18 protein-coding genes and 2 pseudogenes are annotated in these 19203 nt (G+C 66.8%); 7 read left to right on the forward strand and 13 right to left on the reverse strand.

Going from position 1 to position 19203, the window contains the following annotated elements; all coding sequences use genetic code 11:
• The first annotated feature begins 208 nt into the window (after positions 1-208).
• Positions 209-958 (forward strand): hypothetical protein, encoded by a 750-nt coding sequence (locus AB0P17_RS20950; protein WP_365813035.1) that lies wholly within the window; start codon positions 209-211, stop codon positions 956-958.
• Positions 959-991: 33 nt separating this feature from the next.
• Here AB0P17_RS20950 and AB0P17_RS20955 read toward each other — a convergent pair whose 3' ends face one another.
• Entirely contained in the window at positions 992-1639 is a 648-nt protein-coding gene (locus AB0P17_RS20955) for a hypothetical protein (protein WP_365813037.1), read from the reverse strand.
• A gap of 130 nt (positions 1640-1769) precedes the next feature.
• Between AB0P17_RS20955 and AB0P17_RS20960 the strand changes: the two genes are divergently transcribed.
• From AB0P17_RS20960 to AB0P17_RS20970, 3 genes and pseudogenes are all read left to right on the forward strand, one after another.
• On the forward strand, positions 1770-2237 hold the full coding sequence (locus AB0P17_RS20960) for an NUDIX hydrolase (protein WP_365813039.1): 468 nt from the start codon (positions 1770-1772) through the stop codon (positions 2235-2237).
• A 118-nt stretch (positions 2238-2355) separates the two neighbouring features.
• The gene (locus AB0P17_RS20965; protein ID WP_365813041.1) at positions 2356-2724 is read left to right on the forward strand and encodes a hypothetical protein; all 369 of its coding nucleotides are present in this window, start codon (positions 2356-2358) and stop codon (positions 2722-2724) included.
• A gap of 162 nt (positions 2725-2886) precedes the next feature.
• Positions 2887-2973: pseudogene (locus AB0P17_RS20970) on the forward strand (MerR family transcriptional regulator); the annotation flags it as partial.
• A 32-nt stretch (positions 2974-3005) separates the two neighbouring features.
• On the opposite strand, the gene AB0P17_RS20975 reads toward AB0P17_RS20970, so the two are convergent.
• Positions 3006-3857 (reverse strand): DUF1963 domain-containing protein, encoded by an 852-nt coding sequence (locus AB0P17_RS20975; protein ID WP_365813043.1) that lies wholly within the window; start codon positions 3855-3857, stop codon positions 3006-3008.
• A 257-nt stretch (positions 3858-4114) separates the two neighbouring features.
• Positions 4115-4918: an SDR family NAD(P)-dependent oxidoreductase gene (locus AB0P17_RS20980; protein WP_365813045.1), complete on the reverse strand. Its 804-nt coding sequence runs from the start codon at positions 4916-4918 to the stop codon at positions 4115-4117.
• 126 nt (positions 4919-5044) lie between these two features.
• Here AB0P17_RS20980 and AB0P17_RS20985 point away from each other — a divergent pair, with 126 nt between their 5' ends.
• Positions 5045-5953 (forward strand): LysR family transcriptional regulator, encoded by a 909-nt coding sequence (locus AB0P17_RS20985; RefSeq protein ID WP_365813046.1) that lies wholly within the window; start codon positions 5045-5047, stop codon positions 5951-5953.
• Between the two features lie 178 nt (positions 5954-6131).
• Here AB0P17_RS20985 and AB0P17_RS20990 read toward each other — a convergent pair.
• The 3 genes and pseudogenes from AB0P17_RS20990 to AB0P17_RS21000 form a co-directional block, all read right to left on the reverse strand.
• Positions 6132-6801: pseudogene (locus tag AB0P17_RS20990) on the reverse strand (transposase family protein).
• A 265-nt stretch (positions 6802-7066) separates the two neighbouring features.
• A complete protein-coding gene (locus AB0P17_RS20995; RefSeq protein ID WP_365813047.1) occupies positions 7067-7483 on the reverse strand; it encodes a hypothetical protein in 417 nt (138 codons plus the stop codon).
• A 482-nt stretch (positions 7484-7965) separates the two neighbouring features.
• Positions 7966-8745, reverse strand: coding sequence for a helix-turn-helix transcriptional regulator (locus tag AB0P17_RS21000; RefSeq protein ID WP_365813049.1), 780 nt, complete (start codon positions 8743-8745; stop codon positions 7966-7968).
• A gap of 88 nt (positions 8746-8833) precedes the next feature.
• On the opposite strand from AB0P17_RS21000, the gene AB0P17_RS21005 reads away from it, so the two are divergent.
• Complete coding sequence (locus tag AB0P17_RS21005) at positions 8834-9202, forward strand: nuclear transport factor 2 family protein (RefSeq protein ID WP_365813050.1); 369 nt, start codon at positions 8834-8836, stop codon at positions 9200-9202.
• A gap of 32 nt (positions 9203-9234) precedes the next feature.
• Here AB0P17_RS21005 and AB0P17_RS21010 read toward each other — a convergent pair whose 3' ends face one another.
• The 3 genes from AB0P17_RS21010 to AB0P17_RS21020 form a co-directional block, all read right to left on the reverse strand.
• Positions 9235-9339, reverse strand: a complete 105-nt coding sequence (locus tag AB0P17_RS21010; RefSeq protein WP_365813052.1) for a DUF397 domain-containing protein — start codon at positions 9337-9339, stop codon at positions 9235-9237.
• A 63-nt stretch (positions 9340-9402) separates the two neighbouring features.
• Entirely contained in the window at positions 9403-9621 is a 219-nt protein-coding gene (locus tag AB0P17_RS21015; RefSeq protein WP_365813054.1) for a DUF397 domain-containing protein, read from the reverse strand.
• Positions 9618-10466, reverse strand: a complete 849-nt coding sequence (locus AB0P17_RS21020) for a helix-turn-helix transcriptional regulator (protein WP_365813056.1) — start codon at positions 10464-10466, stop codon at positions 9618-9620. Before AB0P17_RS21020 ends, AB0P17_RS21015 begins: the two co-directional genes overlap by 4 nt.
• A gap of 168 nt (positions 10467-10634) precedes the next feature.
• Here AB0P17_RS21020 and AB0P17_RS21025 point away from each other — a divergent pair, with 168 nt between their 5' ends.
• Complete coding sequence (locus tag AB0P17_RS21025; RefSeq protein ID WP_365813058.1) at positions 10635-11294, forward strand: ATP-binding protein; 660 nt, start codon at positions 10635-10637, stop codon at positions 11292-11294.
• A 22-nt stretch (positions 11295-11316) separates the two neighbouring features.
• On the opposite strand, the gene AB0P17_RS21030 is transcribed toward AB0P17_RS21025, so the two are convergent.
• From AB0P17_RS21030 to AB0P17_RS21045, 4 genes are read right to left on the reverse strand one after another with little or no spacing between them, the layout of a single operon-like run.
• Positions 11317-12417, reverse strand: coding sequence for a hypothetical protein (locus AB0P17_RS21030; RefSeq protein ID WP_365813060.1), 1101 nt, complete (start codon positions 12415-12417; stop codon positions 11317-11319).
• On the reverse strand, positions 12414-14378 hold the full coding sequence (gene drmB, locus AB0P17_RS21035) for a DrmB family protein (RefSeq protein WP_365813062.1): 1965 nt from the start codon (positions 14376-14378) through the stop codon (positions 12414-12416). The genes AB0P17_RS21030 and drmB overlap by 4 nt, the downstream gene beginning before the upstream one ends.
• Positions 14312-17470, reverse strand: coding sequence for a helicase-related protein (locus AB0P17_RS21040; protein ID WP_365813064.1), 3159 nt, complete (start codon positions 17468-17470; stop codon positions 14312-14314). Before AB0P17_RS21040 ends, drmB begins: the two co-directional genes overlap by 67 nt.
• Positions 17467-19083 carry an NERD domain-containing protein gene (locus AB0P17_RS21045; RefSeq protein WP_365813066.1) on the reverse strand — a complete coding sequence of 539 codons (1617 nt, stop codon included), beginning with the start codon at positions 19081-19083 and terminating at the stop codon, positions 17467-17469. The genes AB0P17_RS21040 and AB0P17_RS21045 overlap by 4 nt, the downstream gene beginning before the upstream one ends.
• Between the last annotated feature and the right edge of the window lie 120 nt (positions 19084-19203).

Here is a 19203-nt window from a genome sequence, read left to right on the forward strand (position 1 = left end):
GAGAAGTCCCACGAGGCTGAGAGGCCCAGGATGGGTGCGGGATCTGTGTAGGGGTGACCAATAGGGCTTGCATAATGGGAGTTCGACGCTCATCGGCGCCAAAAAGCTCATATCGTCTGAGCCTTCGACGGGGGAGGGCAATGTGGCAGGCGCATCCGGTGAACATTCCGCTGCCAAGTTATGGGCACTGCTCGGGGGAATCGCATCCGTGCTGTCGATCCTGGCTTGGCTGGGCGTGAGCGACGCGTCGGAGTTGAAAGACCTGTTGTCCGATACGCCCCCATCCAGCTCCAGCCCGGCCTCGGACACGCCGAGGCCGGCCGGCCACGCCCCCGACCCCCCTGACCCCGGTGAGGGAAGCACTGACGAGCCTGACCCCGATGACCCTGACACCGGTGCGGGGAGCACCGACGAGCCCGCCCCCGAGCCGTCGACACCCACTCCGGATCCCACCGAACAGGCGTTCAAAGCCATCTCGGCCGGCGACTGCCTGGCGGTCTACGACACGGGCCGCGGCGGCACTCGCATCGACTGGAGCGTCGATGTTCCGCCGAGCCCCGTGTCCTGCGCCGACGATCAGGCGCTGGTCCGGGTGTCCGCCACCGACACGGTCTGCCCCACCAGCTACGGGAAGTCGTACTGGAGCTACCGGTCCGCCACCACCGGCAACACCACGAAGCTCTGCCTCACCCGCGTCTACCACGTCAACTACTGCATGCTGGGCCAGCAGTCCGGCGACACGATCACCCTCGGCATGATGACGGCCACGGCCTGCCGCCGCGAGCCGGTGCCCGTCCCGTTCAACCAGATCATGAGCATCACGGGCGTCTACCGCGCCCCGGCGGGCGCGAACGCGAACAACTGCCTCCGGGTGGCAGGCGACCGGACGCGCTACTGGGCCTGGCTGGTGGACGATGGCGCCACGCTGTTGTGCACCACGATCTACCAGGGTGGCTGACCACCTTGGACGAGTCCTTCCCGGATGTCGTTCTCACGTCACGGCCCGCCCCAGCGCGGCGGCCCTGACCTCGGCGACCCGCGTCCGGACCCGCTCGGGCGGCAGCACCCCGGTCGACCGTACGGGCGCGGCCTCACCCCGGCAGACTCCGCACTCCCCGTCCCGCAGCGCCCCCGGCCGCACCGGCGCCCGGCAGGAGGAACACTCGGCGACGGCCGGGGGAGTGTCCTCCACGGGCTCCGCCGCGAGTTCGGGCGGCAGCTTGGCCACGAGCCGCGACCGGACCAACCCGGCCGGATGATGAACGGGCACGGGCAGCCCACCGGTGAGGGCCCGCAGCACATCCTCCTCACCGGCTCCCCGTACGAACCACTCGGCGGCCAGCGGCTCCAACTCGGCGCAGTCGGCGGCGGACAGCGACAGGGCGGGACACCGCCGCCCGACGGAGGCGAGCACGGCATAAGCCCGGGACCGCCCCGGCAGCCGCCCCGGCAACCGGGCCGGACGGCCGGCCGGGACCGCCGGGCCGCGCGTCGTGCCCGGCGCCGCGCCCGGGTCCGACGCGACGCCCGGCAGCGGTTCCGAGGCATCACCGGCGGGCTGCGCCGCCCAGGAGTCACCGTCGCGGGCGGCCCGGGAGAACCACGTACGGGTGCCCCACCGCCCGCCACTCGTTCCCACCAGAAACTCGCGCCGCTACGCCTTCCTGCTCACGGTGGCACCCCCGCGCATCCACGGGCTGACCGGCGTACCGGTCAATCCGCCGGCGATCTTCTGACCGGAGGCGGGGCGCCGGGATAGAGTCCGGGGGATGAGCTTCCGGCTGGCGGCGTACGCCGTGTGCGTCGAGGACGGGCGGGTCCTGCTCGCCCGTCACGTACCGCCGAAGGGCGAGAGCACCTGGACCCTTCCGGGCGGCCGGGTCGAGCACGCGGAGGATCCGTTCGACGCGGTGATCCGGGAGGTCGCCGAGGAGACCGGCCGCGACGCGGTGGTGGATCGCCTGCTGGGAGTGGACTCACGGGTGATCCCCGCGGCCGCCGCGCGTGCGGGAGTCGAGCACCAGAATGTCGGCGTCTTCTACCGGGTCCGTCTCACCGGTGGCCGGCTCCGGCCCGAGCCGAACGGCGACATCGCAGAGTCGGTCTGGACCCCGATCCCCGACGTGGCGTCCCTGCGCCGGTCGTCCCTGGTCGACATCGGCCTCGCCCTGGCCCGGACGCTTCCGGCAACGGGCCACACCGCTCCCGTCCCGGTGGGCGGCCTGATCCAGCACTGAGCCGGGCCCGCCACTGAGCCGCCATCCCGCGCGGTGTGATGAACTGCCCTCCGAACACTGCTGATCAACAGGGGGAAACATGACTGCCGGCGCTCCGGTCCCGCAAAAACCCGCGTACTTGACTGCCGAACGGGACCGTGCCGAACAGGAGCATGCCGAACAGGAACGTCGGCGCGCACGCCGTATCGACATGTGGTCGATCGCGTGGATGCTCCTGGCCCTGGTGATCTGGGGGCTGTTCGCTGTCCTGATGATCGCCGACTACGGTCCCGAGCGCAGCGGCAGGCCCATATGCCGGGGCCCGCTGATCGAGCTGCCGTCCGACAGCTTCCGGTGCCACGACGCGTGGCGTGAGTGGCCCGCGCTGCTGGGCATCCTCGCACTGGCGGTGCTGGCGACCGTTGTCGCGGCGGCGACAACGGTGTACGCCAGGCTCCTCTCCCGCCTCGCACGCCAGGACAACCCCGCCGCGCGTGCGCAGAACTGAGCCCCTGACGGCGCGACGCCGCAGCCGCGAAAGAGGCCGAAGCGGGGCACGAGGCGGGTGGACCGGACTGGTCGCACCCGTCGGCCCCGGCGGCATCAGCGGGCCTGCCGCACACGTTCCGGACAGCCGGCCAACGAGGCCATCCGCCCGGCGGTCCACGGCATCCGCGCCGGCCTCGCCACATGGTTCCCCCGAATCATCGACGCCGCCGCCCGCGCAGACGGCATCGACCCCGACACGGCGACCTGGCACTCGGAGACCGCCCGGATGCCGCGCACAGGTCAGGGGTTCGAGAAGACATCGGCGTACACGCGGTCGAAGCGCCGCGCGGCCAGGTCCGTGCGCTGGATCACCCAGTGGACGGTGGCGCTTTCGTGATCTCTGACGTCGCAGTACCAGTCGGCGAGGAGCACCCAGTCCTCGATGTCACCCGAAACCGGTCCCTCCCATCGACCCGCTTCCACCGCCTTCACGGCGCGGTCCACGGCATGCGCGACCGGGTCGGTGTAGACGGCCTCCTCATCGGCGTATCCACCGATCTGGAAATCCTTCCCGATGGGGTACGAGGCGGACTCGACGCTCTCCCACACGTCGACCAGTTCCTCGGCACGGGGATGTCCGGGCAGCGGAACGCACCCTCCGGAGGCATCGACCGCCTTGTGGTGAGGCAGCGACACATCGGCCGTCATCCGCAGCGGCCCCTGCGGAAAGTCCTCGAACATCTCGCGGTATTCGTCCTCGTCGTCCTCGTTCCAGGCATACCTGTCCCGCTCCTCGACGGCCGTACCGGCGGGGACGTGGACCACGCTGCCCATGGATTCGTATTCGTCGGCGTGGTCAGGGAAGGCGAACAGCAGCAGTTGGCCGTCGGGAGGCAGGGCGAGGTCCGTCACGTCGGCGGGCAGCGCCGCGAGCTCGATGGAGGCGACGAAGGGGAACAAGGGATCCGCGGCGCCGGCGGGAAGCAGGAGCGGCCCGCCGCCCCGGCCCACGACCGGCCCGTCCCCGCGCCCCATCAGCGTCGCGCACGGCCGCCCGGTGGCCACCCACCGCTCCACGTCGTCGGCGGGGATGCCCTTCGCGAGCGCCGCCTCACGGAAGGAACGTAACCGGTACCGCATCTCAGGAGTCATGGCAGAACCCTAGAAGGAGGGTCTGACACACCGCCTCCGAAGCCGCCTGTCCGGTCCCATGGAACCCGCGACGGAGCTCCTCGTACAAGGCGGCCGGACCATTGACGAAGTCGCCCGCGGCGTGGGACACGGGTCGGCAAGCACTTTCGGCAACGCCTTCCGTCCCCTCTCCGGCTCCCCACCCGGGCGCTACGCCGCCCAGCGCTGAATGCTTCGGCGCCGCCGCGTCAGCTGTGCGGCCATGGTGGATCGATGAGTCAACCGAACGCGGCCAGGGAGACCGGCTGCCACTGGCGCCAAGTGTTCAGACGCTCCTGGTAGAGGCCGGCGACGTCGGTGAACGACTTGCCCAGGAAGATCCTCAGCGGGGGCTTTTCCGCGTCGACGATCCGAAGGATCGCGTCGCGGGTCGCGCGGGGGTCGCCGACCTCGAATTCCTGCGCGGCGGCCGCATGGGCTTCGGCGTACTCCGGGTGCGGCTCACTGTGCTGTGCCCCGCGAGCGAGCCAGTCGGTGGCGTAGGGTCCGGGCTCGACGTTGGTGATGTGGATGCCGAACGCTGTCACTTCTTGCGCCAGGGACTCCGAGAGCCCTTCAAGGGCCCATTTGGAGGCGTGGTAGGCGCCGATGCCGGGGAAAGCGCGTACACCGCCCTCGCTGGTCACCTGCAGGATCCTTCCCGATCGTTGCAACCGCATGAGGGGCAGTACGGCCTGGGTGACCCACACCGCACCGAAGAAGTTGGTCTCCATCTGAGCCCGGAGTTCGGCCTCGTCCAACTCCTCGACCATGCCGAAATGCCCATAGCCGGCGTTGTTCACGACGATGTCCAGCGACCCGAAACGCGCGTGGGCCTGTCGCACTGCCGCATGCACCGCGACACGGTCGGTGACATCGAGCCGAACCGGGAGTACCGCATCCCCGTACCGCTCGACCAAAGAGGTCAGCATGGTGACGTCCCGAGCCGTCGCCACCACGTGATCTCCTCGTTCGAGGGCGGTGTCCGCCCATTCGAAGCCGAAGCCCCTGGAACTGCCGGTAATGAACCACGCCTTCGCCACGGTGAGTGTCCCTCTACGGATGGATCGCTTGGTGTTTCCATTCCAGCGTGCCGCCGGTGCAGGTATTCCACCAGCGAGGGTCTTGCATAGAAGACATGCAAGTATGGAATGTGTCAGGGTGGCGGCATGGCTGACTTCACCCTCACCGGCCTCCGCGTCGTCCAGGCCGTCGTCGACACCGGATCGTTCACCGCCGCGGCCGACGCACTCGGATACACGCAGTCAGCGGTGTCCCGCCAGGTGGCGGCGATGGAAGCCGCCGCGGGCGCACCACTCTTCGTCAGAGGCGCCCGCGGGGTAGCCCCCTCTCCCGCAGGCATGATGCTCGCCCGCCGAGCCGCGACGGTCCTCAACGAGATCGACGCCGTCAGCACGGACCTCGCCGGGCTGCACGACCACCTCACCGGACGAGTCGCCATCGCGGCGTTCCCTTCGGCCGCCGCCGTGCTCGTACCCAGGACATTGGCCCGCCTCCGCAACGACCACCCGGCCCTGATCGTCGAGTTCGGCGAGGCGTCCTCGCCCACGCAGCTCCGCCAACTGCGAACTCACCGCATCGACGTCGCGGTCATCGGCGTGGGACCGGACCTGCCCGCCTACGACTTCGAGGGACTGCGCCGAGACCTGCTCCTCGACGGCGGCCTCCTGCTCGCCGTCCCCGCGAACCACCGGTTCGCCGGCCGCGGAACCATCCCGGTGACCGAGCTGAAGGACGAACCCTGGATCGTCGGCAAGGGCCTTCGCGACGACCCCCAGTTCGGCGCCTGGCCGACCCTTGACCACCCGCGGATCGCCTACGCCGCCCGCGAATGGCCCACTCGCCTCGGCCTGGTCGCCACCGGTCTCGGCATCGCCGTACTCCCCGAACTGGCCGCCGCCGCGGTCCCCGCCGACGTCCGCACCGTCCAGGTCGACGACCCCGCTTGGCTCGGCCGCACCACGGTCGCCGTCACGTGCCGCGACCGCCCTCCCGAGGTAACAGCCACCGTGGAGGCGCTCCGCCAGGAGGCCGCACAACTTCGCGCGGCCACGTAGCGCCGCGCCCGAACGAACTGGCCCGGATATCCCAACTACCGAGGTGGCCCGCGCGGGCTGGATGTACTCGCCGGTCGCGAGATCGAGTGCTCACCGAACCGCGGATTTGCACGGACTTGAGCCCCGGGCCCACCACCGCCCCCGAACTCCCAGCGCAGTCAGTGAGCCCTTTCCAACCTCAGGTTGAGGCGTGGTGAAGGACGACGACGGCCTTCACGGTGTTGGTGGTCCGGTTGGTGCTGCAGCGGAGCTTGCGTAGCAGGCGCCAGCCCTTCAGGACGGCCATGGCCTGCTCGCCGAGGCACCGGATTTTGACGTGGGTGCTGTTGTGCCGTCGCTTCCAGCGCTTGAGTCGACGGCCCCGGAAGGTACGCGGACATGGCGGCCGGCCCCTTGGTACGCCTTGTCCGCCCAGCACTTCAGCCCTTCCGTTGCGAGCGCGTCGGTGATCCGATGTTCGCGCGTGGCGGTCAGGTCGTGGGTGGAGCTGGGCAGGGCCGCGGAAGCCCACAGCAGTCGGCCGAAGGGATCTGCGATGACCTGGACGTTCATGCTGTGGCGCTTGTGTTTTTGGGCGGCCGCCACTTCGACGGCCTCGCGCATGTAGCGGTGGACGGTCGCGATGCCGATCTCGAACCCTACGGCGAGCTGGGCGTACGTGTCGCCGCATCGCAGGTGGGCCAGGGCGGGCAGGGCCTGACGGCCGACGGGTGGATAGCCGCCATCGCATGCCGATCTCCCGCCGGTGAGACGGCCAGTTGCCTCGTCAGGTGCCGCAGCGTGCGGCTGGACAGATCGATCGACGACGGGTGGACAAGCGCGCGAAGCTCCCGGCGGACACAGGTGATCTTGGTCGAGAACTCGTCTACCAGGAGCTTCGTCGTTCCGTACAACCCATGCCCACCAACACCCCGACGCCACAGCCAGTCTGGAAAGTGCTCACTGACAGAGGCAGCTTTCAAAGAACGGCGCTGTGGGCTGCGGAATTTGCAGGCCGCCGCCGTGCAACTGGTCGGAAATAGCCTGCGGCAAGGCCCCGAACCTGGCCAATGCAGCGCTTCTACTACGTCGTCACGGGTCGACTCGGGGCCAGCCGTATCCTGCCGGGCTATCTCAGGTGGTGATGGTGAGGATCGCCGAACGGGTGAGCTGGTGCGCCGCGTTCTCGGCACACAGTATGAAGTAATGCGTCCGGCCCGCGGTCATGCGAAACGTGAACGAACTGCCGGTCAGCGGTGCCTGCGACACTCGGACGAAGCAAGGCCCGTCGCTGGACGAAAGCCCGGCGCAAGACCCCTCGCGGTAGCCGGTCGTCACGGTGTCCGCCGGGTCCTTCGGGTCCCAGCTGACGGTCACCTGCTCGGTGGCCGCGTCATAGCTGTACGTCAGGCCGGTCGGCGCCGGTGCCGGCGCGGTTTGGGTGATACCGGCTGGCGCTGCCACCGCCGGGACGATGGTCGCTCCCCCCGCTGCCGCCAGCGCGATGGCCACCGCGGCTGCGCGGCAGGCGATCCGTACGCGGTCTCGCATGTCCCCTCCAGGATGCTGATCAACTCGAATGGCGGAAGGGTACGAGCTCGACCCGCTGCTTGGATGGCGAGCGGCGGGCGGTGGGATGGCGAACACCTGAAGTCTTGCCGCGGTGGGCCGGGACGCGGCCGTGTTCCCCGGTCCGATCCCTCCGGCGCGGCGCGTGCGCATCCACGTCTTCCTCGCATGAGCATCCTTCCTTCGCCAAGACCTCGACGCTGTCATCGCCGGATTGACCTTCCCGTGGAGTTCCGGGGTCGTCGAAGGGCGCGTGAACCGGGTGAAAACGCTTGAGCGAGCCATGAGCACTTTCCCACCAGCACCCCCGAACCCCCAGCTCAACACCCCTCTTCCGCCCCCCGACCCTCGAAGCTCAAGCGCCGAGAAGCCCCCGAGCCGTAGATGCCGTAACGCGCTCAAAAACCCCGGCCCAACTGCCCTGCCGGGAAAACGGGCTGAGGCCCCTCAGCGGCACCCCGTTCTCAACTCAGGCAGGCAGCGACGCTTCGCAGGACGGCGGCGCTGTCGGCGTCCGCCGGATAGTAGGACTCGATCGAGATCTCGTCGAGCATGATGTCCTGAGGGGTTCCGAACGTCGTGATGGTCGAGAACAACCTCAACTCGCGACCTCGGAAGCGGAAGATCATCGGAGTCGCCACCTCCGACTCCAGCCGGGGGACTGATACGTCGGACTCGTCCTCCGCGAAGAACTCGTCGTACAAGGCCGCGACCACGGGGTCACCGGTCTTGGCGACCTGGCGCGACAACCGGGCGCGAAAGAGCGATCGAACCTCTGCCAGGTTGACGATCAGAGAGGCGAGACCCCGTGGATCAAGCCCGAGCCGCACCATGTTGACCGGAGCGCCGAGCAGATCGGGATCGACCTCCGCGAGGAAGTGCTCGATCGGTGCGTTGACCATCACGATGTTCCAACACCGGTCCACGACCAACGCCGGATAGGGCTCGTGCGCACGCAGCACCCTGACCACGGCGTCCCGAACGGCCGACATGTCCGGCTCGTCGAGGGGCCGCTCGCGATACCGCGGCGCGAACCCGGCCGCCACCAGCAGACGATTGCGCTGCCGCAGCGGCACCTCAAGCCGAGCCGCGAGCCGAAGCACCATGTCGGCGCTCGGCCGGGACCGGCCCGTCTCGATGAGACTGACATACCGCGGCGAAACGCCGGCCGTCAGCGCGAGATCGAGCTGGCTCAGCCGTCGGCTGTGCCGCCACTCGCGTAACAGGCCCCCTACCGTCTCCACGGCGTCGACCCTAGCCACACGAGCCGACCACCGTCCATGAACTCCGAGTTCATCGACAGTCCTCGACCGCGCGGCCACACTCCTGGACATGAGCACTCACAACAAGAACCTGGTCCTCACCTGCCTGGAGCTGTACGGCAAGGGCGACCTCGACGCCGTCGCACCACTCCTGCGCGACGACTACGAGGACCACGGGCTGCCGTTCCGGACCACCACGAAAGCGGACTGGATCGCGGCAGCGCGCGAACTGCCCCTCGCCGAGATGCGGATGGACATCCGCCGTCTCGTGGCAGAAGGCGACTACATGACGATGTTCTCCCGGCGCTGGCTGCCCGGAGCCGCGCTCGACATCGCGGTGGCCGACATGTTCCGCATCCAGGACGGCCTGATCGCCGAGCGCTGGGAGATCGTCGAACAGATCCCGGCGGACGCCCCGAACCCGGTGGCGACGCTATGAACCAACGGATCGTATTCCCAACGTCCGTGGCCTCACCCCCTCACCACCCGCAGATTCAGAATAGCCATCTCGACACACTCGGTCCCGCTTCCGCCGCTGTAGGACGACTTGAACCAGGGCTCGTTGTCGCGATCCATGACAGCTGCAGCTCCTCACAGGCTCGTTCCTGTGTGCGGCGGGGGCAGTGATCGCCGAGAAGCTCAAGCTCCGGTGCGTCTCCCAAGCCCCTGCTGCCGCAGGGTGCCCACGAACCCCGCCCAACTGGCCGGCCCGAACACGAGACGAGGCCCGTCGACGTTCTTCGAGTCACGAATGACGACGTCGGTCGATCCGGTGGATGCCACTTCCACGCACTCACCACCGGCACCGTTGCTGTAGCTGCTCTTTCGCCACTGGTCCTCTATGAGGGGCCGAGTCATCGAGCGTGATCCTCCATGGCCGAGCGGATCAGCGAAGCTGATCTCTGCGGGCTCAGGGCGAGGGCCCTGAGGTGGTCGAACGCCTTGGTATAGATGTCGACGTCCGTGGGAAGTTCAAGATAGACCGAGTCGGTCAGGCCCTCCCGGTACACCATGTCGGGATCCTCCTGCTCCGGGAAGCCGAGCACACTGTAGGCGCCGGTACTCGGATAGGCGCCCGCATCGTAGGGCAGTACCTGCACCGTCACATTCCGCAGCTCCATCATTTCCAGCATACGTTCGAGCTGGCGGACCATCACCTGTCGGTTCCCGATGACCTGCATGACCACGCTCTGATGCACCACGGCCCAGAAATCAGGCGGGTTCGCCGCAGTGAGCAGTTCCTGGCGTCGCATGCGGACGTCGACGAGGCGTGGGATGTCATCGTGCGACAGGCCCGGTGTGACCCGACTCAGTTCAGAGGCGTACTCGGCTGTCTGCAACAAGCCAGGGACGAACTCGCCCTGGTAAGTACGCAGGCTGCTCACGGCCTGTTCGAGTCCTACGTACACGGAAAACCAAGAGGGGACAGCGTCACCGTGCGCATGCCACCACCCCTTGGTCTTCGACTGCTTGGCAAGCGACTTCAGCAGCTCACGCAGTTCGTCCGAGGTCCCGTAGAAGCGGCACAGCGCCTCGACATCGGACGGTTGCACCCGCCCCTGTCCCGTCTCCAGCCGGTTGACCTTGGAACCGCTCCAGTCAAGCTCCTTGCCCACTTGATTGCAGGTCAGGGCGTGCTCGTCACGCAACTTCTTCAGCTCGATCGCCAGTCGGCGACGGCGTGCGGTAGGTGATCCGGCCACTTCAACTCCTCGGGAGACGGGGGAGGTTCCATCCCATCCGAAAGGCAAGAGCCCGCCAATCACTCGTTGGAGGGAATCCTTCTGTGCACATTGCATATCGGGATGCGTGACTGTCATCCTCACATCACGCGTAACTGTGCGTACACAGAAGGGCGGAAGGTGAGGCTCATGTCCACTGACCAACGCAGCTGCATGCAGAGGAAGCCTTGGGAGGTCCCATTTCTCGCGGAACCGAGAGAGGTGGCCGGCCTACGACGGGTACTCCAGATGCACCTGGACTTCTGGGGGTTGCCGGAAGTCATCGCACCGGCACAGATCTGCGTCAGCGAGATGGTCACCAACGTCATCAGACACGTGGGAGACGGGACGCCGACAACCCTCGCGGTCTCGATACAGGGCACCCATGTACGCCTCGAACTCCGCGACCCGGACATCCGGGCCCTGCCCACCCTGCTCGCTCCTCCCCCAGACGCGGAATCCGGACGGGGCATGCTGCTGGTGGACGAACTGGCGGACCGATGGGGAGTGACTCTCCGGCCGGAGGCGAAGGTCGTCTGGTGCGAACTCGCCACGACCCTGACCTCACCGTCCGGCCACACGGGGGGTCCCCGGGTAACCCGAAGCGAAGCCCTGCTGACCTCCTACGCCGCAAGACGCCCACTGGGTGCCGAGACGAACAGCCCGCTCTCGGTAGCCGTGGCGGAGGAGGTGGCGATCGACCTGATCGCCGACCTCCTCCACTGGCTACGAGCCCACGGCTGCGACCCGGACGAAGCCCTCGACCGCGCGCAGACGCACTACGAGGCGGAGCTTGACGCGGCAAGCTGAATCGGTTGTTTCGAGTTGGCGATCAATCGGAGTGTCGGAACAGCAATGAATCTGGGACGCTCGAAAGGATGGGAGGCTCTTGCGGGCCCCGGTAAGCGAAGTAAAGGTCTTCTCGGGCACGAGTGCACAGCATGAAGAATCGAAGGCGCGCCTCCACGCTGGTCGGGTCCTCGGTGTACGCGTCCAGGTCGGGGACGAAGACGCTGTCGAATTCCAAACCTTTCACGCTGGCGGTGTTCACGACCAGGATCGAACGCGTCGAGAAGTCGATGGTGTCCCGGTATCGGTCGCCGGACGCATATGCCTGGGTGTGCTTGGCGAGCTTGAGTCTCGTGAGTGAGCTCTGGATTTCCCGCAGGACAAGCTTCGATCTGCAGACGATTCCGATACTTCGCTGGGGATGCGCGATGAAATATTGGTTCACTCCGCTGAGGAGATACTCCAGCGAGGGGACTCGTAGAATCGTCGGGGTTCGACCTTCGCGCGTCGGTGAGCAACTCTCCTTCCCGGTGTCCGTGCGAAACTCCGATGCCAGCGTCGCTATCTCCCGTGTGTTCCGGTGGTTCTCCCTCAGGGCGAGTGGAGCGGTGCCCACGGCGAGGGCTCGGCGGATTTCGGACAGGGTGCTGTGATCGTCGTCGATCCGCTGGTTCTCGTCGGCGTACACAGTGACATCGACGCCGACGATCCGACACCACTGGTAGAAAGCGACGGGAAGTTTCTGTCCCTCGTCGATCACAAGGTGTGCGTTCGACTTAAAGCCCCGCATGATGCAGTGTCGTTGCATCTCGATCCAGTCGTAGCTGAATCCCTCCTCGTCGGTGCTCGGCGGATTGGTTTCGAAGTGTCGGTTCCAGAAGCATCTGACCCACCGATGGTAGGTGCTGACCTTAACCGCTTCCGTGAGGTCCGGTGCGACTTGGGCGTGGTACTGATGGAGTGGATTGGAGTGCGTGAAGAGGAACACGTCGCGACCGGTCACCGTCAATGCCCAGGCACGGTAGATCGCCAACACGGTCTTTCCGGAACCCGCCGAGCCGGTGACGACATGATTTCCGTGGAAGGGGAGATCGATCGTGGCCTGTTGCTCGATTTTCAGATCCAGCAGGGAGGGAATTCTCATGACAGCTCGACGACGCCGGCCGATTCCTCGAGGGCGGCCTGGATGACCCCCTGGAAGAATCCTGGGACCTGGCCGTCACCGATCAACAGGGTTCGGTCCAGAAGGGAGTTGTCGACCTCGCAGCAGGTCTCGGGAAGGAGCGTGCACGCGTGGCAGGCGGCGCGGTTGAGGTTCGCCAGCGACCTGCCCGTCGAGTCGGCGCACAGAGGGTCCTGCGAGCACCACTGAGCGGATTCGAGCAACCTGATCAGAGTCTCGGCGAGGTTGGGGGGCTGCCCTTGACGGACGAGCCCGCCCAGCGTCCCTTCCGCGTCCCCCGCGGCCGTGTAGACGAACACCCCGGCCTGGGGCGGCAACTCGCTGCCCGGGGCGTGGCTCCGGGCGTAGACGCGCTCCCGTAGCGAGGCCGCGTTGTATCCACTGTCGTATGAGAGCTGGCGGATGAAGTGATGGGCCAGGGTGTGAAGCATCACGAAGCGGGGGAGGAGTTTCGGCCCCGTTTTCTCCCTGAGGCGATCGGCCTTGTACGAGGCACCCAGGTTGCGTTCGATGCGTTCCGTCCAGTTGCGTACCGTTGGAAGCCCCTCCCAGGCGCTCAGACGTGTCTCGTCGACGGCGATGAAGATTCCTTCGCCGTAGGTCTCCACGGCAGGCAGCCATTGAGGGCGGGCATGCGTGTTGACCGATACGACGCGTCCGCCCTCGGGCCCGTCGCCGTCGCCGGAGCCGGGCTCGTACCGGGTGAACCCTTCGAGCGCGCGCACCTCGCGCACTCGGTCCGCGACGACCACCGTGGAGATGTCCGTGGCCAGTTTCCGCATCGATTCAGGGGCGTCCTCGTCGATTCCGAGACGGGTTCGACGTACGGAGAAGGTATTTGAGTTGGCGACGGATCCTGGTACGGAAAGGGCCGTCCATTCGGCGATGCTCAGGTCGTCCTCCGAATGATCCGGGTGCGATGTCGCGGCGATCTCTTCGGTGTGGCGGCGTCGTACAGATTCCACGAATTGCTCCGGGACCTCGCATTCCTGGGCGATGGTCTCCCTGATGCGATCGCCGATCGGGCTGTCGCCTTCTTCGATGTAGAGCGGCCAGAAGCGATGGTCGGCGATGTTCTGGGTCGCTTCGTCATCCTCGGCGAGACTTGAGGGTTCGGGAATGTCGAGCGCCGAGTGCGTGATCGGGAAATAGACGTTCGAGGCGCCGCGCTGTACCGCCTGCGGTGTCTCCTCGCAGGAATCCGCCTCATCGGTCTCGGAGTTCCAAGGGTGGGTCCCCGGGCAGGAGAGGCCCATCTTCTGCAGGATGTTCTTCTGGCTGATTCCCGCCAGATTGCGCCCGGCGCGACAGACGGAGCAGTCGACGCGCAGGGCGTCGAGCCCGGAGGATTGAGGTGTGGCGACGAACCGCAGCCGATTCGCCTGGCATTGGCGCTGCGCATGCCCTTCACTCGTGGAGTGGGCCCATCGGTGCCAGTCGATGTCGGCCATGTGGCCGGCCCTGCACACCTGGATGAAACGCATCGGGGCCAGCGCCGAAATTCCCGTGCACCGCCCGCAGGCCGGCTGTCTGTCCCTCACCTCGCGATTCGTGGTCCAGAGCTTCATTTCCCTGCATTTCGGGCAGAAGAGCCACTTGGGGAATCGCACATACGAGGGACCGACGCGGGACGTGTAGGCAGCCTTGCCGGAGGGGATGACGGGGGCCGAGCGGAACTGCGTGACCCTCAGTTTCTTCGCCAGGCGAGGAGACTCCACCAGGTCCGCATGTCTCGACCAGCTTCTGATGTCTCCGGCGACGAACGATTCGCCTCGGAGGTCGAGGATTCCGCCGACGCCGAACGGGACGATTGTCTGCGCCCTGCGGACCTTCCGTCGAAGATTTCTCATCGCGCTCACGCTCCCTTCACGGCGACGAGGCACTCGCGATCGACATTGCGCATTGACTGGGCCGTCTCCCATACGCCGTCCCGCGTGCCGAAGTCCCGGAGGAGCGCGGAGTGCGAGCGCCCCTGGGACTGGTAGTGGAGATGGCTGCCGTCGCCACGCGCGATCTCGGCTTCCTGCCACCACTCCTCGATCAGCGAGTCCAACTGCTCCGCCGCGGCGTCGGCCTCCTCCGGGTCGGCTCGCCGTACGTGGTTCACCACGAGGTCGCGGACCCGCGCGACCTCGGACTCGTGGTGGACGATGTCCCCGGCCTTGTCCTCCGCGTCCAGGCCGATCCCGTGTCGTACCAGGATGGTGAGCACCGCGTGGAGTGCTCGGTTGCGAGAGGGCATGGACCATGGTGTGACGCTGGTCGGTTCGACGTGCCGATAGAGCGAGCGGTGGTAGACGCCGAACGACTCGTAGTGGGAGCGGTCGCGGGGTTTGGTCGAACGGAAGAGTGTGACGATCAGGCCCGGCACGTGTCGACGGCCGACGCGACTGGTGGCCTGAATGTATTCCGACGTCGTCTTGGGCTGCCCGTTCATGAGCATGAGACCGAGTCGCGGGACGTCGACACCCACGGAGAGCATGTTCGTGGTAGCGAGGAAGGATACGCTGTCGCGACTCTTGAAGTGCTTGCCCAGACGTTCGAGGAGCCGGGGCTGAGCGGCACGGGGGATGTTGCTGGTCAGCTCCACAACCGACTCGTCGTTCAGCTCGCGCCGTAGTGTGTCGTCCTTCGTCAGATGTTCAAGACGAGCAGGGATGTCGTCCCTCGCGATCGTGACGGTGCGTCCGAGCTCCCGCAGGCTGTTGTGATAGGCGACCGCGGTCCAGTACGCATCGCGGAGCGTGTCGTCCTCGCAGATTTCCTTCGGGGCCTGCAACGCGGCGGCTCCCACATGGACGGTCGAGGTCGAGGCGGTGTGTCCCTGTGCCATCACGCCCACATACAGCCTGCCGGGCCTGTCCTCGTCGGGCGAGGCGAAGTAGGACCTGCCGGCTTTGATTCCCGCCGGGGGAAAGAGCTGTGCCGGCCGACCGTAGAGGCTGCGCACCTGGTCCTGTGAGCGTCGGATGGTCGCCGTCGACGCGATGACCTTCGGAGTGGTGCCGCCCCAGGCGCACAGTTCGAGGATGGCCGACTCGTAGAGACCGACCGTTGTCCCCAGCGGGCCCGCCAACAGGTGCAACTCGTCCTGGATCACCAGCGAGGGTGCGCGCTTGCCGCCCTTGCCGAAGAGGTTCCCCGCCTCCCGCTCCCACGCGAGGCGGGCGAACTTGTCCACCGTGCCCAGCACGAACGTCGGAGGTTCCCGGTAGATCTGTTCGTCCACGACGGACACGGGGAGCAGATCGTGGAAGTCGCACGTGTCGCGCGGGCAGAAGAACGACGTGGTGACGCCATCGGCGCGGATGCCGAAATCCTTCTCCTGCCCCGCTCGTACCGGGACGATTTCGGTGCCGCACCAGGGACAACGTTCCAGTAGGAAGCGGTCATCGGGTTCGTTCATCTGCTTCAGGGCCCCGAGTTCGTCCTGCGCGACGGAGATCTTGTTGGGAGTCGTCTCCTGGCCGACCCAGAGCCCGATGGAGATGGGCTCCTCTCCGAGGTCATGGAGGAGCGGCCCGTCCTTTCCCCTTCTGATGTATTCCAGTGCGCACACGGCCGTCGCCGTGCGCTGGAACTGCTGTGTGGTGAGCAGGCTCAGGGTGTACCGGCTCAGCACGGCGGTCCCGCCTCCAAGGGCACCGAACCGCAGACGGCGCCAGAGGATTTCGAAGCAGGCGGTGAGGAGATACGCCTCGGTCTTGCCTCCGCCGGTGGGAAACCAGATGAGGTCGACCGTCTTGCGATCGTCGTGCTCGGGGTACATCAACCCCTCGACCACGAGAAGAAAGTAGGCGAGTTGGAACGGGTGCCACGCGTAGTCGCCCCCGGGTTCGGACAGCTCGACCACGTCACTGTTCCTGCGGCGACGGCTGCCCGCGAGTTCCGGGCGGCTGTGGAGCATCTGGAGTGCCATGGCCCGGTTGGACAGACGAAACGCTTCGCGTGCTTTCTCTCCCGAGGATGTCGCCGAGGTGAGGGCGGCCACCCCCGACGCCATACGGTCAAGTGCGGTTTCGATGCGGCCGAGGATGCGTGCGGTGGGTTTGGCGGCCCATTGCTGCACATTCTCGGCCTGCGCCTGCTGGGTCTCGAACCATGTGCGATACCCCTGGACGAAGCCCTGAAGTTCGGTCCGTAGGTCCTCCATCGCAAGATCGGTCCGGGACAGACGCGCGAGGTTGAGCACCGGCAGGTCCTTGGGACCGTCGGGTTTGATGTGCTCGACCACCTGCTGGGGCATGACCTGCGCCCGTACGGTGGTGACCGGGGCGGATTCGGTGTCCCACTCGACGGCGCATCCGTGCCCCACTGCCCTTGTGACGATGTGCCGGTACTGGACCCGAAGCTCCTGCTCCTCCTCGTCCCGGCTGTTGAGACGGGTGCTCGGATACTCCAACACCTGTCCGCCGAGCGTCGTCGCCCGCAGTTCGGCCTGGAAGAGCATGAGATCGCGGTCCTTGTGGGTGCTCTCCTCCTCGTCGTGCGCGTTGGCGAGGACACACGTGACAAGATGCCCGGCGCCGAAGGGGCGCCACCGCACGTGGAGACGACCGTGTTCCTCCAGAACGGGGATCGGGGCCGTGTCATCCGCCGTGACGGTCTTCGTGGTGGAGAGTCGCGGCTGCCTCTGCCAATGACGACGCCCGCCCTCGCGGGACGTCAGGTAGCGCGACGCCGCGCAGGTCACCTCCAGTTGGGGCGCGTTGGTGAAGAACGAGAAGCCGAGCGACGACGGAAGCCACGCGTTCGCCTCGGCCACGGGGTCGTCGGCGAAGCTGTCCTCCTCGCCGTTTCCCGCTGCTGATTCGCCGAAGTCCTGTTCGCCTTCCTGCTGCGAGTGCTCCAACAGCGAGGCTCCACGCGGATGCAACGTCCCCATCAGATAGCGGCGGTCCGGAGGGTCGCTGAGGGACTCGTCCTCGGCGACAGCCGGACCGACCAACTGCCGGTGCAGATAGGCAACGAAGTCGTTGCGGTGCTCGGAGAGCCGTGATTCCGCTTCGTTCACCGGAGGCCCTCCTCCCGCATCAGGACAGCCATGCCGAGATCCTTGAGCATGTGGCGGGTGTCGGGGCCGCAGGCGATCCAGAGTTGCGCACGGGCCCTGGTCCAGGCGACGTAGAGGGTGTCGAGCCGGCCCTTGAGATGGTCGGGGTCGAGGTCGATCAGGCAGACGACACGGTTCTCGTGACCCTTGAAATCGGAGACGGACGACCAGGTGAGCCGGTGCTTCGTCCGGTCCGTTCCGACCACGTCGGCGAATCGCTCGATCTTGCCGGCACGCTGGGAGAACCGGGCCGAACTTGTCTCCCACTTCCCGGAGGCGGAGAGTACGGTGATGTCCCGCAGAGAGACACCCTCCCGCACCAACTCGCTCACGTAGGAGTCGAGAGCGGTGGCCTCCTCCTGGGGTGTGCGCGCGTCGTCGAAGCGGACCGGTTCTCCCTCGCCGGCGGAGGCGACACCCAGATCCGCCCCGGTGTAGCGATGGACCTGTTTGACGATCTGCACGGTGTTGCGGCAGTTGCGCCTCATAGGGCCGTACGGCATGCCGAGCGGGCGCAGATACTCCCATGCCTCGGGGTCGTAGGCATCGGGAGTCAGGACCTGGTTGTTCTGGTCGAGCATGAAGATCCATCGGCCTTCGTCGAGGCCGCCCGAGACCAGGTTCTCCAGGACTCCGAGACGGTCGAGGGTCATCAGATCCTGCGCCTCGTCGACGATCAGGTAGTCGAAGGTGCGGTTTCCGACCTCGTCCAGTCGCTCGAAGGGCAGGACGGTGACGGCGTGGTCGGCGAGGACTTGGCGCATGTGGGTGGCGAGCGTGGTGCTCGCGCAGGTGAACAGGACACTGCCGGTCGTGGACTTTCGGCGAGCGGCCTCGGCGGCAAGGAACGTTTTTCCGGTACCGGCGCCGCCGGTCCAGATGAGGCGTGCGTTGGACTCCAAATCGTCCAGCCTGGCGAGCTGTTCGTCGGTGAGACGTTCGAAGGCCGCCTCGAGATGCGTCAGTCGGGAGTGCAGGTTGGGTACGAGGTCGAAGTCGGGGCGGACCGCTTCGAGCATCCTCTTGCGCAGGGCGGCGGAGACGGGGGTCCGGGCCCAACGGTTCTGGGCCGACCAGAACCGGGTCGCCCGCTCGATGCCCTGCGCAAGACCGCGTCCACCGTCGTAGGCGGTGGCGCTCAGATACTGCTGGGGCTCGAACTCCGTCGTGCGGGGGATATCGACATCCGGAGTGATCACCAAGTAGCCGCTGGGGACGCCATGGTCCCTCAAGTTGCCGACCAGCACGCCGATCTCGCGGTCGAACTCGTGCATCCCTCCGTTGGCCTGGGCGAAAGGGCTCTCCTTGGGCCCGTCTTCGCGACCGGGCGGGCCGTAGTACCACTTCCCGTCGCGCTGTTGGACCTGACCGCCCTTGACCTCGATGAAGAGCAGGAGGTCCGGCATGATGACAACGAAATCAATCTCGCCGACACGTTTCCTGCGGTGCCGCGGAAGATGAACCGAGTGCAGCGCGACGCTCTCGTCGTCCGGAATCGCCTTGAGGGCTGCGAACACACTGCGCTCGGCCTGGCTTCTGGTGTTGTTCGAGATCTCGCTCGGAATGATCCGCATCCACTCTCCCCATGGTCACACCCTCGGCTCTTTAAGATACCGGTGATGGATCTCGCGGTACGAAACTCGTGAGGAAGTGCTGGCCGCGACTCCTCGATGAGTGATGGACTACGGGGCGGG

This window comes from Streptomyces sp. NPDC088124 (assembly GCF_040685895.1).
Classification (GTDB): Bacteria; Actinomycetota; Actinomycetes; order Streptomycetales; family Streptomycetaceae; genus Streptomyces.